Origin of the sequence: Sphingomonas oligophenolica, from assembly GCF_039522915.1 — a bacterium.
Lineage (GTDB): Bacteria > Pseudomonadota > Alphaproteobacteria > Sphingomonadales > Sphingomonadaceae > Sphingomonas > Sphingomonas oligophenolica.
Genome location: NZ_BAAAEH010000050.1, coordinates 1 through 15830 on the forward strand (window position 1 = coordinate 1; position 15830 = coordinate 15830).

At 64.1% G+C, this 15830-nt stretch carries 14 protein-coding genes; 6 read left to right on the forward strand and 8 right to left on the reverse strand.

The window, feature by feature from the left end; all coding sequences use genetic code 11:
- Nucleotides 1–275 precede the first annotated feature (275 nt).
- The 5 genes from ABD050_RS29110 to ABD050_RS23875 form a co-directional block, all read right to left on the reverse strand.
- Nucleotides 276–467, reverse strand: coding sequence for a helix-turn-helix transcriptional regulator (locus ABD050_RS29110; RefSeq protein WP_425542509.1), 192 nt, complete (start codon nucleotides 465–467; stop codon nucleotides 276–278).
- A 40-nt stretch (nucleotides 468–507) separates the two neighbouring features.
- The gene (locus ABD050_RS23860; protein ID WP_343892034.1) at nucleotides 508–1617 is read right to left on the reverse strand and encodes a site-specific integrase; all 1110 of its coding nucleotides are present in this window, start codon (nucleotides 1615–1617) and stop codon (nucleotides 508–510) included.
- A 309-nt stretch (nucleotides 1618–1926) separates the two neighbouring features.
- Nucleotides 1927–3228, reverse strand: a complete 1302-nt coding sequence (locus tag ABD050_RS23865; RefSeq protein ID WP_343892035.1) for a peptide MFS transporter — start codon at nucleotides 3226–3228, stop codon at nucleotides 1927–1929.
- Between the two features lie 57 nt (nucleotides 3229–3285).
- A complete protein-coding gene (locus ABD050_RS23870) occupies nucleotides 3286–5301 on the reverse strand; it encodes a serine hydrolase (protein ID WP_343892036.1) in 2016 nt (671 codons plus the stop codon).
- Nucleotides 5301–7646: a TonB-dependent receptor gene (locus tag ABD050_RS23875; RefSeq protein ID WP_343892037.1), complete on the reverse strand. Its 2346-nt coding sequence runs from the start codon at nucleotides 7644–7646 to the stop codon at nucleotides 5301–5303. Before ABD050_RS23875 ends, ABD050_RS23870 begins: the two co-directional genes overlap by 1 nt.
- Before the next feature lie 124 nt (nucleotides 7647–7770).
- Here ABD050_RS23875 and ABD050_RS23880 point away from each other — a divergent pair, with 124 nt between their 5' ends.
- Together ABD050_RS23880 and ABD050_RS23885 are read left to right on the forward strand one after the other, a co-directional pair.
- Nucleotides 7771–8457 carry a helix-turn-helix domain-containing protein gene (locus ABD050_RS23880; RefSeq protein ID WP_343892038.1) on the forward strand — a complete coding sequence of 229 codons (687 nt, stop codon included), beginning with the start codon at nucleotides 7771–7773 and terminating at the stop codon, nucleotides 8455–8457.
- Between the two features lie 25 nt (nucleotides 8458–8482).
- A complete protein-coding gene (locus tag ABD050_RS23885; RefSeq protein ID WP_343892039.1) occupies nucleotides 8483–9523 on the forward strand; it encodes a dipeptide epimerase in 1041 nt (346 codons plus the stop codon).
- 201 nt (nucleotides 9524–9724) lie between these two features.
- Here ABD050_RS23885 and ABD050_RS23890 read toward each other — a convergent pair whose 3' ends face one another.
- Nucleotides 9725–10450, reverse strand: coding sequence for a FadR/GntR family transcriptional regulator (locus ABD050_RS23890; protein ID WP_343892040.1), 726 nt, complete (start codon nucleotides 10448–10450; stop codon nucleotides 9725–9727).
- Nucleotides 10451–10545: 95 nt separating this feature from the next.
- Between ABD050_RS23890 and ABD050_RS23895 the strand changes: the two genes are divergently transcribed.
- Genes ABD050_RS23895 through ABD050_RS23910 form a run of 4 tightly spaced genes read left to right on the forward strand, consistent with a single transcriptional unit; the run spans nucleotide 10546 to nucleotide 14742 of the window.
- Nucleotides 10546–12138 (forward strand): sodium/sugar symporter, encoded by a 1593-nt coding sequence (locus tag ABD050_RS23895; RefSeq protein ID WP_343892041.1) that lies wholly within the window; start codon nucleotides 10546–10548, stop codon nucleotides 12136–12138.
- 3 nt (nucleotides 12139–12141) lie between these two features.
- Nucleotides 12142–13029 carry a 2-dehydro-3-deoxygalactonokinase gene (locus ABD050_RS23900; protein ID WP_343892042.1) on the forward strand — a complete coding sequence of 296 codons (888 nt, stop codon included), beginning with the start codon at nucleotides 12142–12144 and terminating at the stop codon, nucleotides 13027–13029.
- Nucleotides 13013–13657: a 2-dehydro-3-deoxy-6-phosphogalactonate aldolase gene (locus tag ABD050_RS23905; RefSeq protein ID WP_343892044.1), complete on the forward strand. Its 645-nt coding sequence runs from the start codon at nucleotides 13013–13015 to the stop codon at nucleotides 13655–13657. The genes ABD050_RS23900 and ABD050_RS23905 overlap by 17 nt, the downstream gene beginning before the upstream one ends.
- Before the next feature lie 47 nt (nucleotides 13658–13704).
- Nucleotides 13705–14742, forward strand: coding sequence for a LacI family DNA-binding transcriptional regulator (locus ABD050_RS23910; RefSeq protein WP_343892045.1), 1038 nt, complete (start codon nucleotides 13705–13707; stop codon nucleotides 14740–14742).
- Here the strand turns inward: ABD050_RS23910 and ABD050_RS23915 are convergent.
- Both ABD050_RS23915 and ABD050_RS23920 read right to left on the reverse strand, forming a co-directional pair.
- Nucleotides 14733–15086 carry an L-rhamnose mutarotase gene (locus ABD050_RS23915; RefSeq protein WP_343892046.1) on the reverse strand — a complete coding sequence of 118 codons (354 nt, stop codon included), beginning with the start codon at nucleotides 15084–15086 and terminating at the stop codon, nucleotides 14733–14735. The genes ABD050_RS23910 and ABD050_RS23915 overlap by 10 nt on opposite strands.
- A 9-nt stretch (nucleotides 15087–15095) precedes the next feature.
- On the reverse strand, nucleotides 15096–15827 hold the full coding sequence (locus tag ABD050_RS23920) for an SDR family oxidoreductase (protein ID WP_343892047.1): 732 nt from the start codon (nucleotides 15825–15827) through the stop codon (nucleotides 15096–15098).
- Nucleotides 15828–15830 lie beyond the last annotated feature (3 nt).

Below are 15830 nucleotides of genomic sequence, written 5' to 3' on the forward strand. Positions count from 1 at the left end.
CCAGATCAGTAACTTACGCTACGTCCGCCAACCCGATCCCAGGCTCCCGGTGAATAAGACGGGCTAAGGTCGACGCCGTGAGGGCGTCGACCCGTCTCTGGAAAAGGAAGAGAAGGGAGGTCGTGGCCCGCTGCTTAGCGCATGACCCTGTGAAAGCAGCACATTTTCAGCATCTCCATGGGCATACAGTATAGGGGAGCCTATGCCGTAGCTGTATAGGGGTGAGGCCGCCGAAAAAAGGCCGATGGTTTCCCATCGGCCTTAAGTGACTCCGTTCAGGAGCCGGGCGTATCGCGTTCTGCAATGCGTGCGGTGAGCCAGCTCTGTACTTCCTCATCGACCCACCCGACCCTTCCGGGACCGAGTTGTACCCGTTTAGGGAACTTCCCGGCCGCCTCCAGGCGGGCAATGTGCTGTGGGCTGTACAAGACCATCTCACGCACTTGCTTCTTCGATAGCAACCTCATGTCATGTCACTCCCGTTAGGGAGCGTCATGACGCCCAGGGTTAAGCCTCGGCGAGCAACCGTACCATGAACGCTTCGTACTTCGCCAGAGCTTCGCGTTTTTCTTCTACGCGGTCGTAACGGTCATATATTTCATCAAGCACGGGCGGCGCGTGGTTGATGAGTACCTCGCAAATCTCGCGGGGTACTTTGAGCCGTGCCATGTTTGATCGGAACGTGCGGCGAATGTCGCGGAGCTGCCAACCGGTCGTGCCGGACGTTTCCTTCACTTCACGGCAGAGGCGCGGCAGGCCCCACGGCGTGAGGCTCTTCTCGTTCGTGTGCCGGCCTTGGAAAAAGTAGGGGCCGGAGTCGGGACGGGAGTCGAGAATAGACTGTGCGAGCGGGAGGATTGGAATGGAATGGTCGCGCCCGTTCTTCGTGAAGTCGCCGGGGATGGTGAGCATTCCTTCAACGAGCCATTCTCGCCGTATGACGGCAGTTTCCTCGTTGCGCGTCCCCCAGAGCACCATAAGCTGGAAAACCTGCCTGGAGCCCATTTCTGAGGCGTACCACACCTTCCGAAGTTCATCGTCGGTAAGCGTCCGGGTGCCCTTCTTGTCTTTGCTCGGCGGCTCGTAGCCCTCCATCGGTGAATGCTTGATCCATTTGCGCGGGGGGCGGGTACACCACTTCAGGAAAGTTCGCGCCGCACGGTACGCGTGAAGTTGTGCCGACGGGGTCTTCTTGAGCTTGTCGAGCACAACGCTGATGTCCGTGTCGTCGATCTCCGCAAGTTGCCGGTGGTCGAGCCCCTTGAAGTGCTTTTTGAGCATGAGCTTGACGAGATGCGGCCAACGCGAGGTCGAGCCCTTATAGTTTTCGGTGAGGAATTCGTCACACGCGACCGCCCATGTTTTGGAAACCGACTTCGGCTCTGGCGTAGTCGATAGGAGCTTCTTGGCCTCGGTGCGGGCGTCCGCGAGCGATAGGTCCGGGTATTTCCCGATGGTGACGAGTTCGCGGTTTCTGCCCCGCATCACAATCCATGTTTTCGTCTTGAGGCCTGCTCGGATGCCGAAGCCGGGGGTCTTCGTGTCAAAGAACTTTTCGTTTTTTGAGGAGCCTTTCAAGGCGCGGACGGACAGGTCCGTCAAAAGCATCTTCGGCATAATTGTCTCCTTTCTGTCTCCACAATACGACGCGTAGGGGTGAACCGCTATGGTCAGCATGGGGAGACAAAATCTAGAGAAATACGCCAGTTAGCTATCGTAAGGGGATGGTATGAGCAGCTATGAAAAGCTCAAAAATGAGCTTGGGAAGCTTCTGCTCTGCCATTGAGCTACACCCGCACATCATCATCGGGGCGCCGTGATCCTGACCGCGTTGCGGTCCGTTTTGCGGCTGTCCCTGATCCTGTTTGCGCCCGTGCCATATTCCGGGGCCGGCGGTCAACGATTTGAAATCATCTCTTCTGCCCGTCAGCCGAGCCTGATCGGCCTCATCCTGCCCAGCACGTAGAGGAAAGCCGCCGCGAGCATCACTGACCCGGCACCGATCCCGAAAAAAGCGGTTGCCGGAATGACGCCCCAATAAGCGCCCATCGCGCCGGCGAGCAGGCTGCCGAGGAACTTGGCAATGTACCACCCGCCCATCGCCATCGCCGCCACCTGGACGGGCGAGAGCGCGCCGACCAATGTCAGCCCCACCGGGATGACGAGGAGTTCGCCGATCGTCAGCAGGACGAAATACGCCGTCACCCAGCCCGCGCCGACCGGCTGCCCGGTCCGCGCGTTCAGGGCGGCCGCGGCGACCATCACCAGCATCGACAGGCTGGCGACGAGGCAGCCGAGGCTCATCCGCGACAACAGATTCGCCGGGCCGTGGCGTTCGGCGTGTTTCGCCCAATAGCGCATCAGGAACGGCGTCAGGACGATGATCAGCAGCGGGTTGATCGACTGGAACCAGGTCGCCGGAATTTCCAGGTGCGTGCCGAGCAGGTCGATGCCGCGGTCGGTCTGATGCTCGACCCACAAGGCGATGACATTGCCGCTCTGCTCATAGCCGATCCGGAACATCACAACGACGGCGATGATCGCGATCAGCAGGCGCGCGTTGCTCCAGTCGAGTGCAGTGAAGGCGACGCGGGCGCCGGGAAGCGTCTGCGACCTGGTTTGCGGGTCTTTCGGGAGAAGGTGCCTGAAGCGAAGATAGATGACGACGCCGGCGAGCATGCCGATGCCGGCCGCGCCGAAGCCCCAATGCCAACCATATAGCTCGCCGAGCGTACCGCAGACCAGAGGCGCCAGCAGGCCGCCGAGATTGATTCCCATATAATAAGCGCTGAAGGCCTGCGCCTGGCGCGGGTCGTCATCGGCATAGAGATCGCCGACCTGGACGGCCAGGGGCGGCATGAACAAGCCGTTGCCGATCGCGACCAGTGCAAGCGCCGGGAACAGCAATGCCTCGAACGCCATCGCGAAATGGCCCAGCATCATCAGCAGGCCGCCGATCACCACGCTTCGGGTCCGGCCAAGCCAGCGATCCGCGACGATCCCGCCGAAGAAGGGGCTGAAGAACGCCGCCGCACCATAGGCGCCATAGATCAGCGACGATCTGGCCTGGCTGAAGCCAAGATGCTGGGTCATGTAATAGACCAGCAGCGCCTGCAGGCCGAAATAGGAGAACTCGGCCCACATCTGGGTCATGAACAGCACGGTCAGCCCGGGCGGGTGGCCGAACAGGGTCTTTTGGTGCGCCCCCGGCACCCCCCTATCGGACACGGGTGGATCCGCATCGCGACAGGATGGCACCCGGCAGGGCAGTTGAGATCGTCACCGTCAGAAGTTCAGGCTGGGCGTCAGCGTCCGCATGTCGAACATCGTCCAGACCAGGAACAGTGCCGACAAGGCGATGACGACTGCCCAGGCCGTCGCCAGCCGCCGCTTTTCGGGCCCCGTCGCGATCACCCAGGCATTCCAGAACGCCAGCGCCGTCCCGACAATGGCGGCGAGCGACAGCAATTGCAGCAGCCGCATCCAGATATCGAGCCGTCCGTCGAAATACGCGACATCGCTGCTCAGCGCCATGATCATGCCCATCCAGCCGCACGCGATGATCAGCATCAGCCATGCGGTGAGTCGGGTCGCGCGGTGCAGCATCAGCGGCCGGCCGGTGGCCGTCGAATGATATTTGTAGCGCCAGCGGGTCAGCGCGACGATCGGCCATCCGAGTGCCGCGATCAGCATGACCGCGAGCGCCGCCAGCATGGCCGGGACGATCCAGCCGGCATTCATCCCCGCGCTGGCCGGCAGGAAAAGGAAGATGGGCGCAAAGCCTGCCGGGGCGAACGCAGTTACATGGCCGTCCTTCACGACGGCGCCGAGGCGATCGTCGCCGCCGACTTCCTGCCATTGCCAGGGCGCGACCTCGCGCCAGCGCTTCGGCACGCCGGCGGGATTCGTCAGCGCGGAGACAGTGATCGTATTGTCGTCATTCACCGTCACCACTGCCTGGCCGATCAGATTGGCGATGCGCAGCCAGTTGGTGGTCGAGCCACGGCTGCTGACATAATTGCCCGCCATCACGCGGCCATGTTCGGCGGCTGTGGCGAGAGTGGGCAAGGCAGCCGCGTGGTCGGGGAAATAGCGGTTGGTGAAGCTGTCGAAGACGCGCTGGCGAAGGACGTGCGCCGCGCCTTCCTTGCCCGCGCTGTTGAACGACATGTACAGCCCGACCCCCTTGTCGAGATAGAGATGAAGGTCGGAGTGGAACCAGTCGGTATCGCCGCCATGACCGATGATGTTCAGGCCATTGCGATCCTCATGATAGAAACCGAGCGCCATGCCCGGCATGCCCGGGATCGGCGTGTTGGCGGTTGCGTACATCAGCTTCGCCGTCTTCTGGTCGAGCAGCGGGTTATTCGCTGAAAGATGGGCGATCATGAACTTCGCCATGTCGGCGCCGCTGGATGTTAGAGCGCCCGCCGGTGACATCGGGATGATCTCATAGGGCTTGGAGTCACCCGAGGCGGCGAGATAACCCTTGGAGAGCAGCGGCGCGAGCCCGGCAGGCAGAGGTTGCACGAAGCTGGAATGTGCCATGCCGAGCGGTGCGAAGATGTGGTGCTGGACATAGGCCTCGAACGGCTCGCCCGACACGCGCTGGACGATATAGCCCGCGACCGACGCGCCATAGTTGGAATAGGCGGCCATGCTGCCCGGCGCGTAGATTCTATTCGGTACAGAGCGCTTGAGCGCAGCGTCGAGCGGCCGGTTGTCGGCCGGGTTGATCGCGATCAGATATTTCGCTGTCTCCTCGAACCCGGCGGTATGGGTCATCAGGTTGCGCAGCGTGATCGGCTTGCCGTACGCAGGCGGAATCTTGAAATCGAGATAGTCGTTGATGTCGCGGTCGAGGTCGAGCTTGCCGGCCTGGACCTGCTGCATCACCGCAGTCCAGGTGAAGAGCTTCGAGATCGAGCCGGGGCGGAACAGGGTATTGTCGGGGTCGACCGGCTTGCCCGACTTCACATCGGCATGGCCGTAGCCGCGCTGGGTCAGCACCTTGCCGTCCTTGACCACGACGACGACAGCGCCGGCGATGTCGCCGGTCTCGATGCCATAGGGGATGAAACCGTCGAGCCAGGAATTGACATCGGCTGCAGTCATTTCCGGGCTGCCGGCTGGCGCCGACACCGTGGTCGCGGGCGCCGCGCGACCCTGGGGCACGGTAAGCGGCCTGGCCGGGGTGGGGCCTGTGGGTGCCTGCGCCGTGATCGGCACGCCAACCAGCAGCAGCGAGGGCAAAGCGAGCCTGAGCAGGCGCGAGGCGGTTTGGATCAATCCAGTGCGCATCAGAATTCAAATCCTGCTGTGAGGCCAATCGTGCGTGGACGGATCATCGCGACGTCAATCAAGCCGGCATAGCTGCCGCCATAGGGCCCCGCATAGGTCTGGCCGCCTGAATTGGTGAGGTTCCGGGCATAGATGCTGACTGTGAAAGGCTTCATTTCAATGCCCGCCCGCAGATCGACCGTTGCGTAACCGTCAAGGATCAGGCGGTGACCGAACGTCCCCTGATAGGCGGCATCGAAATCAGCCGGACGGTCGCTCACCGCCGTGATCGAGGCGCCGGCAAACGCGTTGACCCTCCCGCTCAGCGCCCAATCATAGTCAGCTGAAACGCTCGCGTTCCAGTGCGGCGCATAAGGGAGCTGATCGCCATCCGATCCGCCGACCAGGATGTTCCCCTTCAGCTCGCTATGGTTGTAGGCGACCGAACCCACCACCACGAAGCCGTGAATCGGGCGGAGGGTCGCGGTGACTTCGCCGCCATAGCTCTTTGCGCCTTCGCCATTGCCGTCAGCCGTTACCGGGCCGATCGACGTCTGGAAGGTGGTCGTGATCTGGGTGTTTTTCCAATCGAGATAATAGACCGAGGCGTCGATGCCGAAGGTGCGGTCAGCCGTTTCGGCGCGAACGCCGGTTTCATAGCTGATCAGCGTATCGGCCCTGAACTGCGCAGGATAATCGGCAGGTGCGCCGGGGGGGACGAGGTTTGGACCGCCCGGCCGATAGCCCTTGGCGACACGAGCATAGACAGCGACCCGGTCGTTGAACTGGTATCGCGGCGAAACCGACCAGGTCCACACGCCCTCGGACGAATTTCCGATCAGCGTGCCGTCGGCGCCCTGCACCACGACGAATCCGCCGCCGAGGCTCTGGGTCGTGTGCTGCTCGTTATGGCTGTAGCGAACGCCGCCTGTGATGTCGAAAGCATGAGTGACATGCCAGGTGGCGCTGCCGAATCCGGCGAACTCCTTGTAGGTCGAGTCCAGCTCGGCGGTCAGGAAATGGGTGAAGGGGAAGGGCGCCGCGGGAACGCCCGGCCCGAGTAGATCCTGCGGGATGGTGCCGGCCTCCGGCAGAAATGCTCCGGTAGCGGGATTGAACGGCCGGTAGAGCTGATAGATCTGGCCGGGCTCGCGCGTGTAATAACCGCCGATCAGCCATTCGAAGCTGTCCGATTTGGGTGAGGTCAGCCGGATTTCCTGAGCGAATTTCTTCTGGCTGATATTGGAAGGTTCGTCAGTGCCGTAAGGCGTCGATGCGCCGTAAAAGGGGCTGATATCGCCCAGCAATGGCGTCGCGTCGATATCCTCATGCTGGCGCAGCGTTGCGTAGCTGGTGACCGAGGTCAGCGTGGCGAGGCCGAAATCATATTCGAGCGTGCCCGAATAGAGCCGATAATCCACCCGGTTGCCTTCGGGGAGGGTCTGGTAGCGCAACAGGCCCTTGCCGGGCGCGCCGGTGAACGGATCGGCGGTGATCGGCGTGAGGGTCGCCGGATCGACATCGACCGTGTCGCGGCCATGGGCACGGATATTCTGCGCGATCGCGGTCAGCCGGATCGAGAATTTGTCGCTCGGCTTGAACAGGAGCGAGGCACGGCCGCCATAGCTGGCCGAATGGTTGATGTTGGTCGCGGGGATGCCGACGCTATCGATATAGCCGGGCGTCTCGCGGTAGAAGCCGCTGGCTCGGATCGCGAGCGTGTCGCTCAGCGGCACATTGACCACGCCGTTGCCCGACCAGCCGGTGCCGCCGCCATCCACCGTTTCGACACCGGCCTGAGCGCGCACCGAGAGACGGTCGAACTTGGGTGCGGTCGTCACATATTTCAGCAGGCCGCCCAGCGAGTTCGCGCCGTAAAGCGTACCCTGCGGGCCGCGCAGCACTTCGATCCGCTCCACGTCGAACGGATCGATGTCACCGGCGAGATGCGCCGCGTTGGTCTGGCTGGTGCTCGATCCGAACGGTGTGTCGTCGATATAGACGGCGACCGTCGGGCTGGCGCCACCGGTATTGATGCCGCGCAGGATGATCCGGCTTTCGCCGGCATTCTGCTGCTGGATGCTGAGACCGGGGACGAGCGCCGCATAGTCGATCAGGCTCGTCGCGTGACGCTGTTCGAGCACTTCGCCCGAAACGACCGAGATCGACTGCGGCACGTCGATCAGATTCTGGGTCCGCTTCTGGGCGGTGACGACGACGTCGTCATCATGGCGGTCCTCGTCGCCGGCCCGCGCCGCGGCGGCTGAAGACCCCCCGGTAGATTGCTGGGCCTGCGCCGCCGGGGTCCATGCGACCAGTGCCGTTGAAGCCAGCCACAATATCTTTGATCGAAATGCGATCGTCATCGCCATATCCCCTGAATTGCTACGGCATCATGACGCATGTTTCATTTATGGCAACTGTTTTCTCAAATGCGCACGACGGTTTCCTAGAGGCCAGCTTTGCGCTAGCGTGGTACCGAGAGGGATCATGGCCAAGAAACCCAACACTTCGCATCCAGGCCTCGCGCTGCGGGCAGCGCGAATCGAACAGGGGCTGACATTGCGGGCGCTCGCCGCCCGGATCGACATGCCTTTTTCGACGCTGTCCAAGCTCGAAAACGGCAAGATGGTGATGACCTATGACAAGCTGGTCAGGCTCGCCCAGGGCCTCGGCGTCGATCTCGGCAGCCTGATCGCGGGGACCGCGCCGGCCGAGCAGGCGCCCCCGGCAGTGGGGCGCCGCAGCGTCTCGCGCGCCGGCAAATGGCTCGGCGTCAACTCGGAGCGCCACACCCATCATTATCCGGCGGCTGATCTGCTCGGCAAGCTGATGGTGCCGATCATCATCGAGGTGAAGGCGCGCAGCGTCGACGAGCTTGGCGGGCTGGTCCGCCATTCGGGCGAGGAATATCTCTACGTGCTCTCCGGTGCGATGGAGCTTCACTCGGATATCTACGCGCCGCTGCCGCTCGGTCCGGGAGACTCGGTCTATTTCGACAGCGGCATGGCGCATGGCTATGTCTGGGTCGGCGAGGCGCCCTGCCGCGTGCTGTCGGTTTGCGCCGGAGTCGGGATACAGATTTTCGCACAATCGGCTGAACGCACCTGGAATCTGGTTTCGGGCGACGATTTCGAGGCCGTAGCCGGAAACGATGTTTCTTATATTGAAACGTGATCGCATCCATGTGATGTGAGCGGTCATGATGACCGTATCCAATGACGCGCACCTAAACCGCCGCGACACCGGCAGCGCCCTGACGCTCTCCCATTATCGCGATGCCATGGTCTTTCGGGAGCCGTTCCGGATCTCGGGCTATCTGTTCGAATCGATGCCGGCGGTGATCGCGACCATCTCGGATGACGAGGTTACCGGGCGCGGCGAGGCGGCGGGCGTCTATTATCTCGACGATGATTCAGAGCATATGGAGCGCGAGATCGAGCGCTGCCGCGAGGCGATCGAATCAGGCATCAGCCGCCAGGCGTTGCGTGCCCTTCTACCGCCGGGCGGCGCCCGCAACGCACTCGATTGCGCGCTCTGGGAGCTCGAATCGCTGCGTGCCGGCGTGCCGGTCTGGCAGCTCGCCGGGGTTGGGCCGCCCAGGCCCCTGGTCACCACCTTCACGCTTCCGGCCGACGACCCGGCCGAGATTCTCCGCCGCCTCGAGGCGCTGCCGGTGCTGAAGGCGATCAAGCTCAAGCTCGAAGGCGATCTCGCTGCCGACAGCGAGCGCGTGAAGGCGGTGCGCAACGCGCGCCCGCATGTCTGGCTCGGGGTCGATGCCAATCAGGGCTATGACGGCGACGATCTCGACGGACTCGTCGCGATGCTGGTCGATCAGAAGGTGTCGCTGCTCGAACAGCCGATCCGCCGCGGCGCCGAGGCGCTGCTCGACGGTTGGCAATCGCCAGTCCCTGTCGCGGCCGACGAGAGCGTGCTCGATCTCGCCGAGATCGACCTGCATCGCCACCGCTTCCAGGTGATCAACATCAAGCTCGATAAATGCGGTGGCCTCACCGAGGCGCTGATGATGGCTGATCATGCCCGTCGGCTCGGCTTGAAGGTGATGGTCGGCAACATGGCCGGCGCCACCTTGTCCATCGCCCCGGCCTTCGTGCTCGGCCAGGCATGCGACGTGGTCGACCTGGATGGTCCCTGGTTCCTCGCCGACGATCCGCTCGCGGCCCAGCTTTACGCGGATGGGTCAATCATGGTGCCGGCGGCATTATGGGGTGCCGCATGATCGTCCGGGGGGTGGAGACAAACTTCCCTCCACATAAATAAGATTTATATGCTATCCATCGCCTGAGCGGCGCGCTACCCCTGACATCGGGCTGGCGGATTGCCTGTCGCGGTGCGGGAGATGGCGCGGATGATGAGAGTGCTGGGCAGGGTTGCGCCGGGCGTATCGCGTCGTGCCCGGCGGGATGTGGCATCAGGCCTTTCAAGCCGGCTCGGCGCTATGGGAGATCAGCACCATCACGTCCTGGATGATGTGCAGCATTGCGGCGTGCGCCGCCGGCGCGTCACGCCGTTCGATCGCGACCTTCACTGCCTCATGCGCCTCGAGATCGGCGGTCCGGCCCTGAATGCGGTTGGTGAAGCGGATCGAGGTCCGCAGCGCGGTGGCAACGACATCGCGAAATTGCATGAAAAACGGGTTCGCCGAGGCATGCAGGATCGACAGGTGAAAAGCGATATCCGCCTCGAGCGTATCGTCGTCGCCCGCTTCGGCCGCAACCATCCGGGCGAAGCCGGCGGCGATGGCGTCGAGCCCGGCCTGGTCGGCTGCGCGCGCGGCGAGCTCGGCCGCAGCGGGCTCGATCGCGAGGCGCAATTCGCTGAACTGGCGCAGCAGGTCGAGCGAGAATTTCCGGTCGAGCAGCCAGCGCAATATGTCGGCGTCGAACAGGTTCCAGGAGCTGCTCGGCTGGACGATCGTGCCCTGGCGCGGCCGCGCGCTGAGCAACCCCTTGGCGGTCAGCATCTTCACCGCCTCGCGCGTCACCGAACGGCTCACACTGTGCTGAATCGAGAGCTCGGCCTCGGTCGGAAACGGCTTGTCGTCATAGCCGCCGGTCACGATCACCTTACCGAGATGATCGAGCATGCCGTAGGTGAGGTTCCGCCCGAGCGAGGTCCTGACATCGGATGGATGAGGTAGGTTCATGCTGGTTCCGCTCGCGAGGCTGGCTAAATAATATCAATATCATAAATGGGAGCCGCCCTACAGCGCAAGGGTTGGCGGGGCAGGGAAGGGGATCGATGCAACTGGCAACAATCGATATCGTCGTCGTCGCGGTGTATTTCGTCGCGATCTTCGGCCTCGCGCAATATGTGTCGCGCGAAAAAGCGGGACATGAAAAGACGTCGACCGACTATTTCCTCGCCTCGCGCAACCTGCCGTGGTGGGCCATCGGCGCATCCTTGATCGCGGCCAATATTTCCGCCGAGCAGATCGTCGGCATGTCGGGCTCGGGCTACGCGATCGGGCTGGCGATCGCTTCCTATGAATGGATGGCGGCGCTGACCTTGCTGATCGTCGGCAAATATTTCCTGCCGATCTTCCTGCGCAACCAGATCTACACCATGCCGCAATTCCTCGAACAGCGTTACGGCCCCTCGATCCGTACGCTGATGGCGGTGTTCTGGCTCGGCCTGTACGTGTTCGTGAACCTCACTTCGATCATCTGGCTCGGGTCGATCGCGGTAACCCAGGTGGCGGGCATCAACCAGGACATCGCGCTGATTGCGCTTGGGACGTTCGCGCTGCTGTACCAGCTTCGCGGTGGGCTGAAAGCGGTGGCGCTTACCGACATCGTCCAGGTGACGTTGCTGGTATTCGGGGGGCTGATGGTCTCGGGGCTGACGCTCAGCAAGATCGGCGACGGCAGCATCCTCACCGGCTTTGCGACTCTCATCCACCGCGTGCCCGATCATTTCAACATGATCCTTTCGCCATCCGACCCCCATTTCAAGGAGTTGCCCGGCATTGCCGTGCTGGTGGGCGGCATGTGGATCGCGAACCTCTCTTATTGGGGCTTCAATCAATATATCATCCAGCGCGCACTGGCAGCCAAAAGCCTGCCCGAGGCGCAGAAGGGCGTGGTGTTCGCCGCGTATCTCAAGTTGCTGATGCCGGTGATCATCGTGTTGCCGGGAATCGCCGCCGTGATCCTCGCACCCGATCTCGCCAAGCCCGACCAGGCCTATCCGACGATGATGCGGTTGTTGCCGTCGGGCATATTGGGCCTTGTGTTCGCCGCCCTGATCGCGGCGATCATCGCCTCGACCGCATCGAAGATCAACTCGATCGCGACGATCTTCACGCTCGATCTCTATGCCAGGCGCAGCGCCGCCACGCCGGGTGCGGCACCGCTCGACACAGTCCCCGCCGACGAGAAGAAGCTCGTGCTGATCGGGCGCATCGCAGCGGCGGTTGCCATCGTAATCGCGATGATCACCGCGCGGCCGTTGCTCGGCCATTCGGACCAGGCATTCCAATATATCCAGGAATATACCGGCTTCTTCACCCCCGGCATCGTCGTCATCTTCCTGCTTGGGCTGTTCTGGAAACGCGCGAGCGAAGCGGGCGCGCTCACCGCGGCGATTGCGTCGTTCGTGCTGTCGCTGGCGATGAAATACTGGGCGCCCGACTTCCCCTTCATGAACCGGATGCTCATGGTGTTCATCGCTGCGCTGGCGTTGGCGGTGCTGGTATCGCTGGCGGTGCCGGGGCGCGCCGACCGCAATCGCACGATCACCGCCGATGTCGGCTATGGGACCTCGGCGTCGTTCAACATCATGAGCCTCGGCGTGATCCTCATCCTCATCGCGCTGTACGCAACCTGGTGGTGATCCATGGCTGATGCAGTCTTTCTCGCGATCGATTGGGGAACGACCAATCGCAGGGTCTATGCGCTCGATGCGGCCGGCGCGGTGGTTGCGTGCGAACGCGACGATCATGGCGTGCTCGCCATCGCGCGGGAGGAGTTCGCCGCCGAGGTTGCTGGAATCCGCCGGCGCTTCGGCGATCTGCCGGTGCTGTGCGCCGGCATGGTCGGCTCGGTGCGCGGCTGGGTGGAGGTGCCCTATCTGCGCTGCCCGGCAGATCTCGGCGTACTGGCCGGGGCGCTCCACCGGGTGGATGCGCGCACCGCGATCGTGCCCGGCCTGTCGTTCGTCGCGGAGGGGCGCGGCGATGTGATGCGCGGTGAGGAAGTGCAGCTGCTGGGCAGCGTCGTGGCGGGCCTCGCGCCGCGCGACGCCTTGCTCTGCCAGCCTGGTACGCATTGCAAATGGGCCTGGATCGAGCAGGCGCGCGTCGAGCGCTTCAGCACCACGATCACCGGCGAGCTCTTCGCGCTGCTGCGCGGCCACAGCCTGCTCGCCGATTTCCTGACGGGCGCGGTCGCTGACGGCGCCGCCTTTCGCGCGGGCGTCGCCGCGTCAGCCGACGCGACGCTCCTCACGCGGCTGTTCGGCGTCCGCGCAGACGCATTGCTCGGGCTGCGCGCGCGCGGGGATTCGGCTGCCTATGTCAGCGGCCTGCTCATCGGCAGCGACGTTCGCGAACAATCGCTCGTGCCGGGGCAAGCAGTGCATGTCCTCGCCGATGCGCACCTCGGCAAGCTTTATGCGGCGGCGATCGACCTGGCGGGCGGCCGCGCGGTCGCCGTCGACAGTGAAGCTGCGTTCGTGACGGGCATTGCCGCACTCTGGAGAATGACCAATGCGCCCAAGTCCTGAATTCGCCGCCGCGATGGCGCGCTGTCCGCTGGTCGCGATTCTGCGCGGCATAAGGCCCGACGAGATCGAGGGTGTCGCCGATGCGCTGGTCGAGGCCGGTTTCTCGATGATCGAGGTCCCGCTCAACTCGCCTGACCCGCTGACGAGCATCGGGCGGATCGCGACGCGCTATGGCGACGGCGTGCTGATCGGCGCCGGCACGGTGCTGTCGGTCGACCAGGTTCACGCGGTCGCGCGTGCGGGCGGACGGTTGATCGTATCGCCCAATACCGATCGCGACGTCATCGCCGCCTCGGCTGAAGCGGGCCTCGCATCGCTTCCCGGCTATTTCACGCCCAGCGAGGCGTTCGCGGCGATCGCCGCCGGCGCAAGCGGATTGAAGCTCTTCCCCGCCGAGGGAGCGGCGCCGGCCCTGCTTCGCGCGCAGCGCGCCGTCCTGCCGGCCGATGCCGCCGTCCTGATCGTCGGCGGCATCACCCCGACCGGGCTCGTCCCGTGGCTCGAGGCTGGGGCGCAGGGCTTCGGTCTTGGATCGGCGCTCTACCGGCCGGGCGATGCAGCCGGCCTTGTCGGAGATCGCGCGCGCGCCTTCATTGCCGCGCTCGAGGTCGCGAGGCCGGGCGCGTGAACGAGGGGGTTTCGACGAGGCGGCGCGGTGGGCCCACCCTCAGCGACGTGGCACAGCTGGCCGGCGTCTCGTCGATGACCGTGTCGCGCGTCGTCAACGGTAACGACAGGGTCCACGCCGCAACGCGAAAAATCGTCAACGCGGCGATCGCGACGCTCAATTATGTGCCCAGTTCGGCGGCACGCACCCTTGCCGGCGTCGCCTCGATCCGCCTTGGCCTGCTCTGCAGCAACCCGAGCACCGGCTATCTCAGCGACGTGCTGCTCGGCAGCCTCGAACAGGCAAGCCGGGCCGGTGCCCATCTCGTCGTCGAACGATGCCGGATCGGCGATCACGAGGCCGACATCGTCCGCCATCTGCTCGCGAGCGGCGTCGACGGGGTGATCCTGCCGCCGCCCCTGTGCGACTCAGCCGCGGTGCTCGACGTGCTCGCGGAGGCAAATATTCCAGTCGCGGTCGTCGCCTCTGCGGCGCCGGCGAGCCACGTCCTCGCTGTCATGATCGACGATTTCCGGGCGGCCTTCGCAATGACCGATCATTTGATCGCGCTCGGCCATGAGAGGATCGGCTTCATCGCCGGCCACCCGAACCTCGCGGCAAGCGACCGCCGTCTTGCCGGCTATCGCGCGGCGGTCGAGAGCGCGGGCATCGCGATGGACGACCGGTTGATCGCGAACGGCCTGTTCACCTATCGATCCGGTCTCGACGCGACCGAAATGCTGTTGAACGAGCCCAGCCCGCCGTCAGCGATCTTCGCCTGCAATGACGATATGGCCGCGGCGGCGGTGGCGATGGCGCATCGCCGCGGGCTCGACGTCCCCGCTGATCTCACCGTCTGCGGTTTCGATGATACGCGGATCGCAACCGCTATCTGGCCCGCATTGACAACGATACACCAGCCGACCGCGGCGATGGCGCGAACTGCGGTTGAGCTGCTCGCCGCGACCATCCGCGGATTGCCCCCGGGCGATGGCGGGGGCCACCGGACAATGGATTTCACCCTGGTGCGGCGACAATCGGATTCAGCACCGCGCCGGCGCCCGGCGATGCGGGCAGCCGAGGGCAGGCCCAATGCCTATGCCTGATCGGCAAGCGAATAGATAAGCTCGGCCGGCGTCCATTTGCTGCCGTCGAGCGCCCAGGGCAGCGGGCGTTGCACCCTGTCCATCGTCGCTTCCCAGGCCTGGACGGCCGGGTCGGCCGCATCCGCCGCCGCCTTGCGTTCCGGGTCGAAATCGGCGGCCGCTTCCATGATCATCACCAGCCTGTTGCCGGTACGATAGATCTCCATCGCTTCGATACCGGCGCCGCGAATGCTTGCCGAGATCGCCGACGGCACCGCGCCTGCGGCGTGCCATGCCTCATATTGGGCAATCGCCTGCGCATCATCGGCGAGATCGATCAGCAGGACGTGGCGCGACGGCTTCATGGCAGATCCTCAGTTGATCCAGCCGCCATCGATGACATGGATGGCGCCGGTGGTGAAACTGGCTTCGTCGCTGGCGAGATAGAGCGCCAGCGATGCGATCTCCCCGGCCTGGCCGAGCCGGCCCATCGGCTGGCGTTCGATGAAGGTCTTGCGCGCTGCCGCGTAATCGCCGGTATCGTGGAGGCGCTGCTGGAGCGAGGGTGTGTCGATCGTGCCCGGGCAGATGGCGTTGCAGCGGATGCCCTGCCCGACGAAATCGGCGGCGACTGCCTTGGTCAGCCCGATCACGCCCGCCTTGGTCGCCCCATAGGCAAAGCGGTTGGGGATGCCTTTCACCGAGCTGGCGATCGACGCCATGTTGACGATCGAGCCGCCGCCCCGCGCGAGCATGCCGGGCAGGAAGGCACGGATGGTGCGATACATCGCAGTCATGTTGAGATCGCAGGAAAAGGCCCAGTCGCGCTCGTCGCAATCGAGGATCGTGCCGTTGTGAACGACGCCGGCGACATTGAGGAGGATATCGATCGGACCGATCGAATCGCGCAACGCGAGGATCGCGGCGGGCTCGGTCACGTCGAGAATGTGGCGGTCGCAGCCGTCGAGCCCGGCGAGGGTCGCCGGATCGCGGTCAGTCGCCACGACATGCGCTCCTTCGGCAGCGAACAACAGCGCGGCGGCGCGACCGATGCCCTGGCCGGCGGCGGTGAGCAACGCGGTCTTGCCTGCAAGCCTGCCGGTCATCGG

Excerpts from the sequence above, each read along its gene's own strand:
- ABD050_RS29110 (WP_425542509.1), bottom strand. The coding sequence starts at position 467 with ATGAGGTTGCTATCGAAGAAGCAAGTGCGTGAGATGGTCTTGTACAGC.
- ABD050_RS23860 (WP_343892034.1), bottom strand. The coding sequence starts at position 1,617 with ATGCCGAAGATGCTTTTGACGGACCTGTCCGTCCGCGCCTTGAAAGGC.
- ABD050_RS23870 (WP_343892036.1), bottom strand. The coding sequence starts at position 5,301 with ATGCGCACTGGATTGATCCAAACCGCCTCGCGCCTGCTCAGGCTCGCT.
- ABD050_RS23875 (WP_343892037.1), bottom strand. The coding sequence starts at position 7,646 with ATGACGATCGCATTTCGATCAAAGATATTGTGGCTGGCTTCAACGGCA.
- ABD050_RS23880 (WP_343892038.1), top strand. The coding sequence starts at position 7,771 with ATGGCCAAGAAACCCAACACTTCGCATCCAGGCCTCGCGCTGCGGGCA.
- ABD050_RS23885 (WP_343892039.1), top strand. The coding sequence starts at position 8,483 with ATGATGACCGTATCCAATGACGCGCACCTAAACCGCCGCGACACCGGC.
- ABD050_RS23890 (WP_343892040.1), bottom strand. The coding sequence starts at position 10,450 with ATGAACCTACCTCATCCATCCGATGTCAGGACCTCGCTCGGGCGGAAC.
- ABD050_RS23895 (WP_343892041.1), top strand. The coding sequence starts at position 10,546 with ATGCAACTGGCAACAATCGATATCGTCGTCGTCGCGGTGTATTTCGTC.
- ABD050_RS23900 (WP_343892042.1), top strand. The coding sequence starts at position 12,142 with ATGGCTGATGCAGTCTTTCTCGCGATCGATTGGGGAACGACCAATCGC.
- ABD050_RS23905 (WP_343892044.1), top strand. The coding sequence starts at position 13,013 with ATGCGCCCAAGTCCTGAATTCGCCGCCGCGATGGCGCGCTGTCCGCTG.
- ABD050_RS23915 (WP_343892046.1), bottom strand. The coding sequence starts at position 15,086 with ATGAAGCCGTCGCGCCACGTCCTGCTGATCGATCTCGCCGATGATGCG.
- ABD050_RS23920 (WP_343892047.1), bottom strand. The coding sequence starts at position 15,827 with ATGACCGGCAGGCTTGCAGGCAAGACCGCGTTGCTCACCGCCGCCGGC.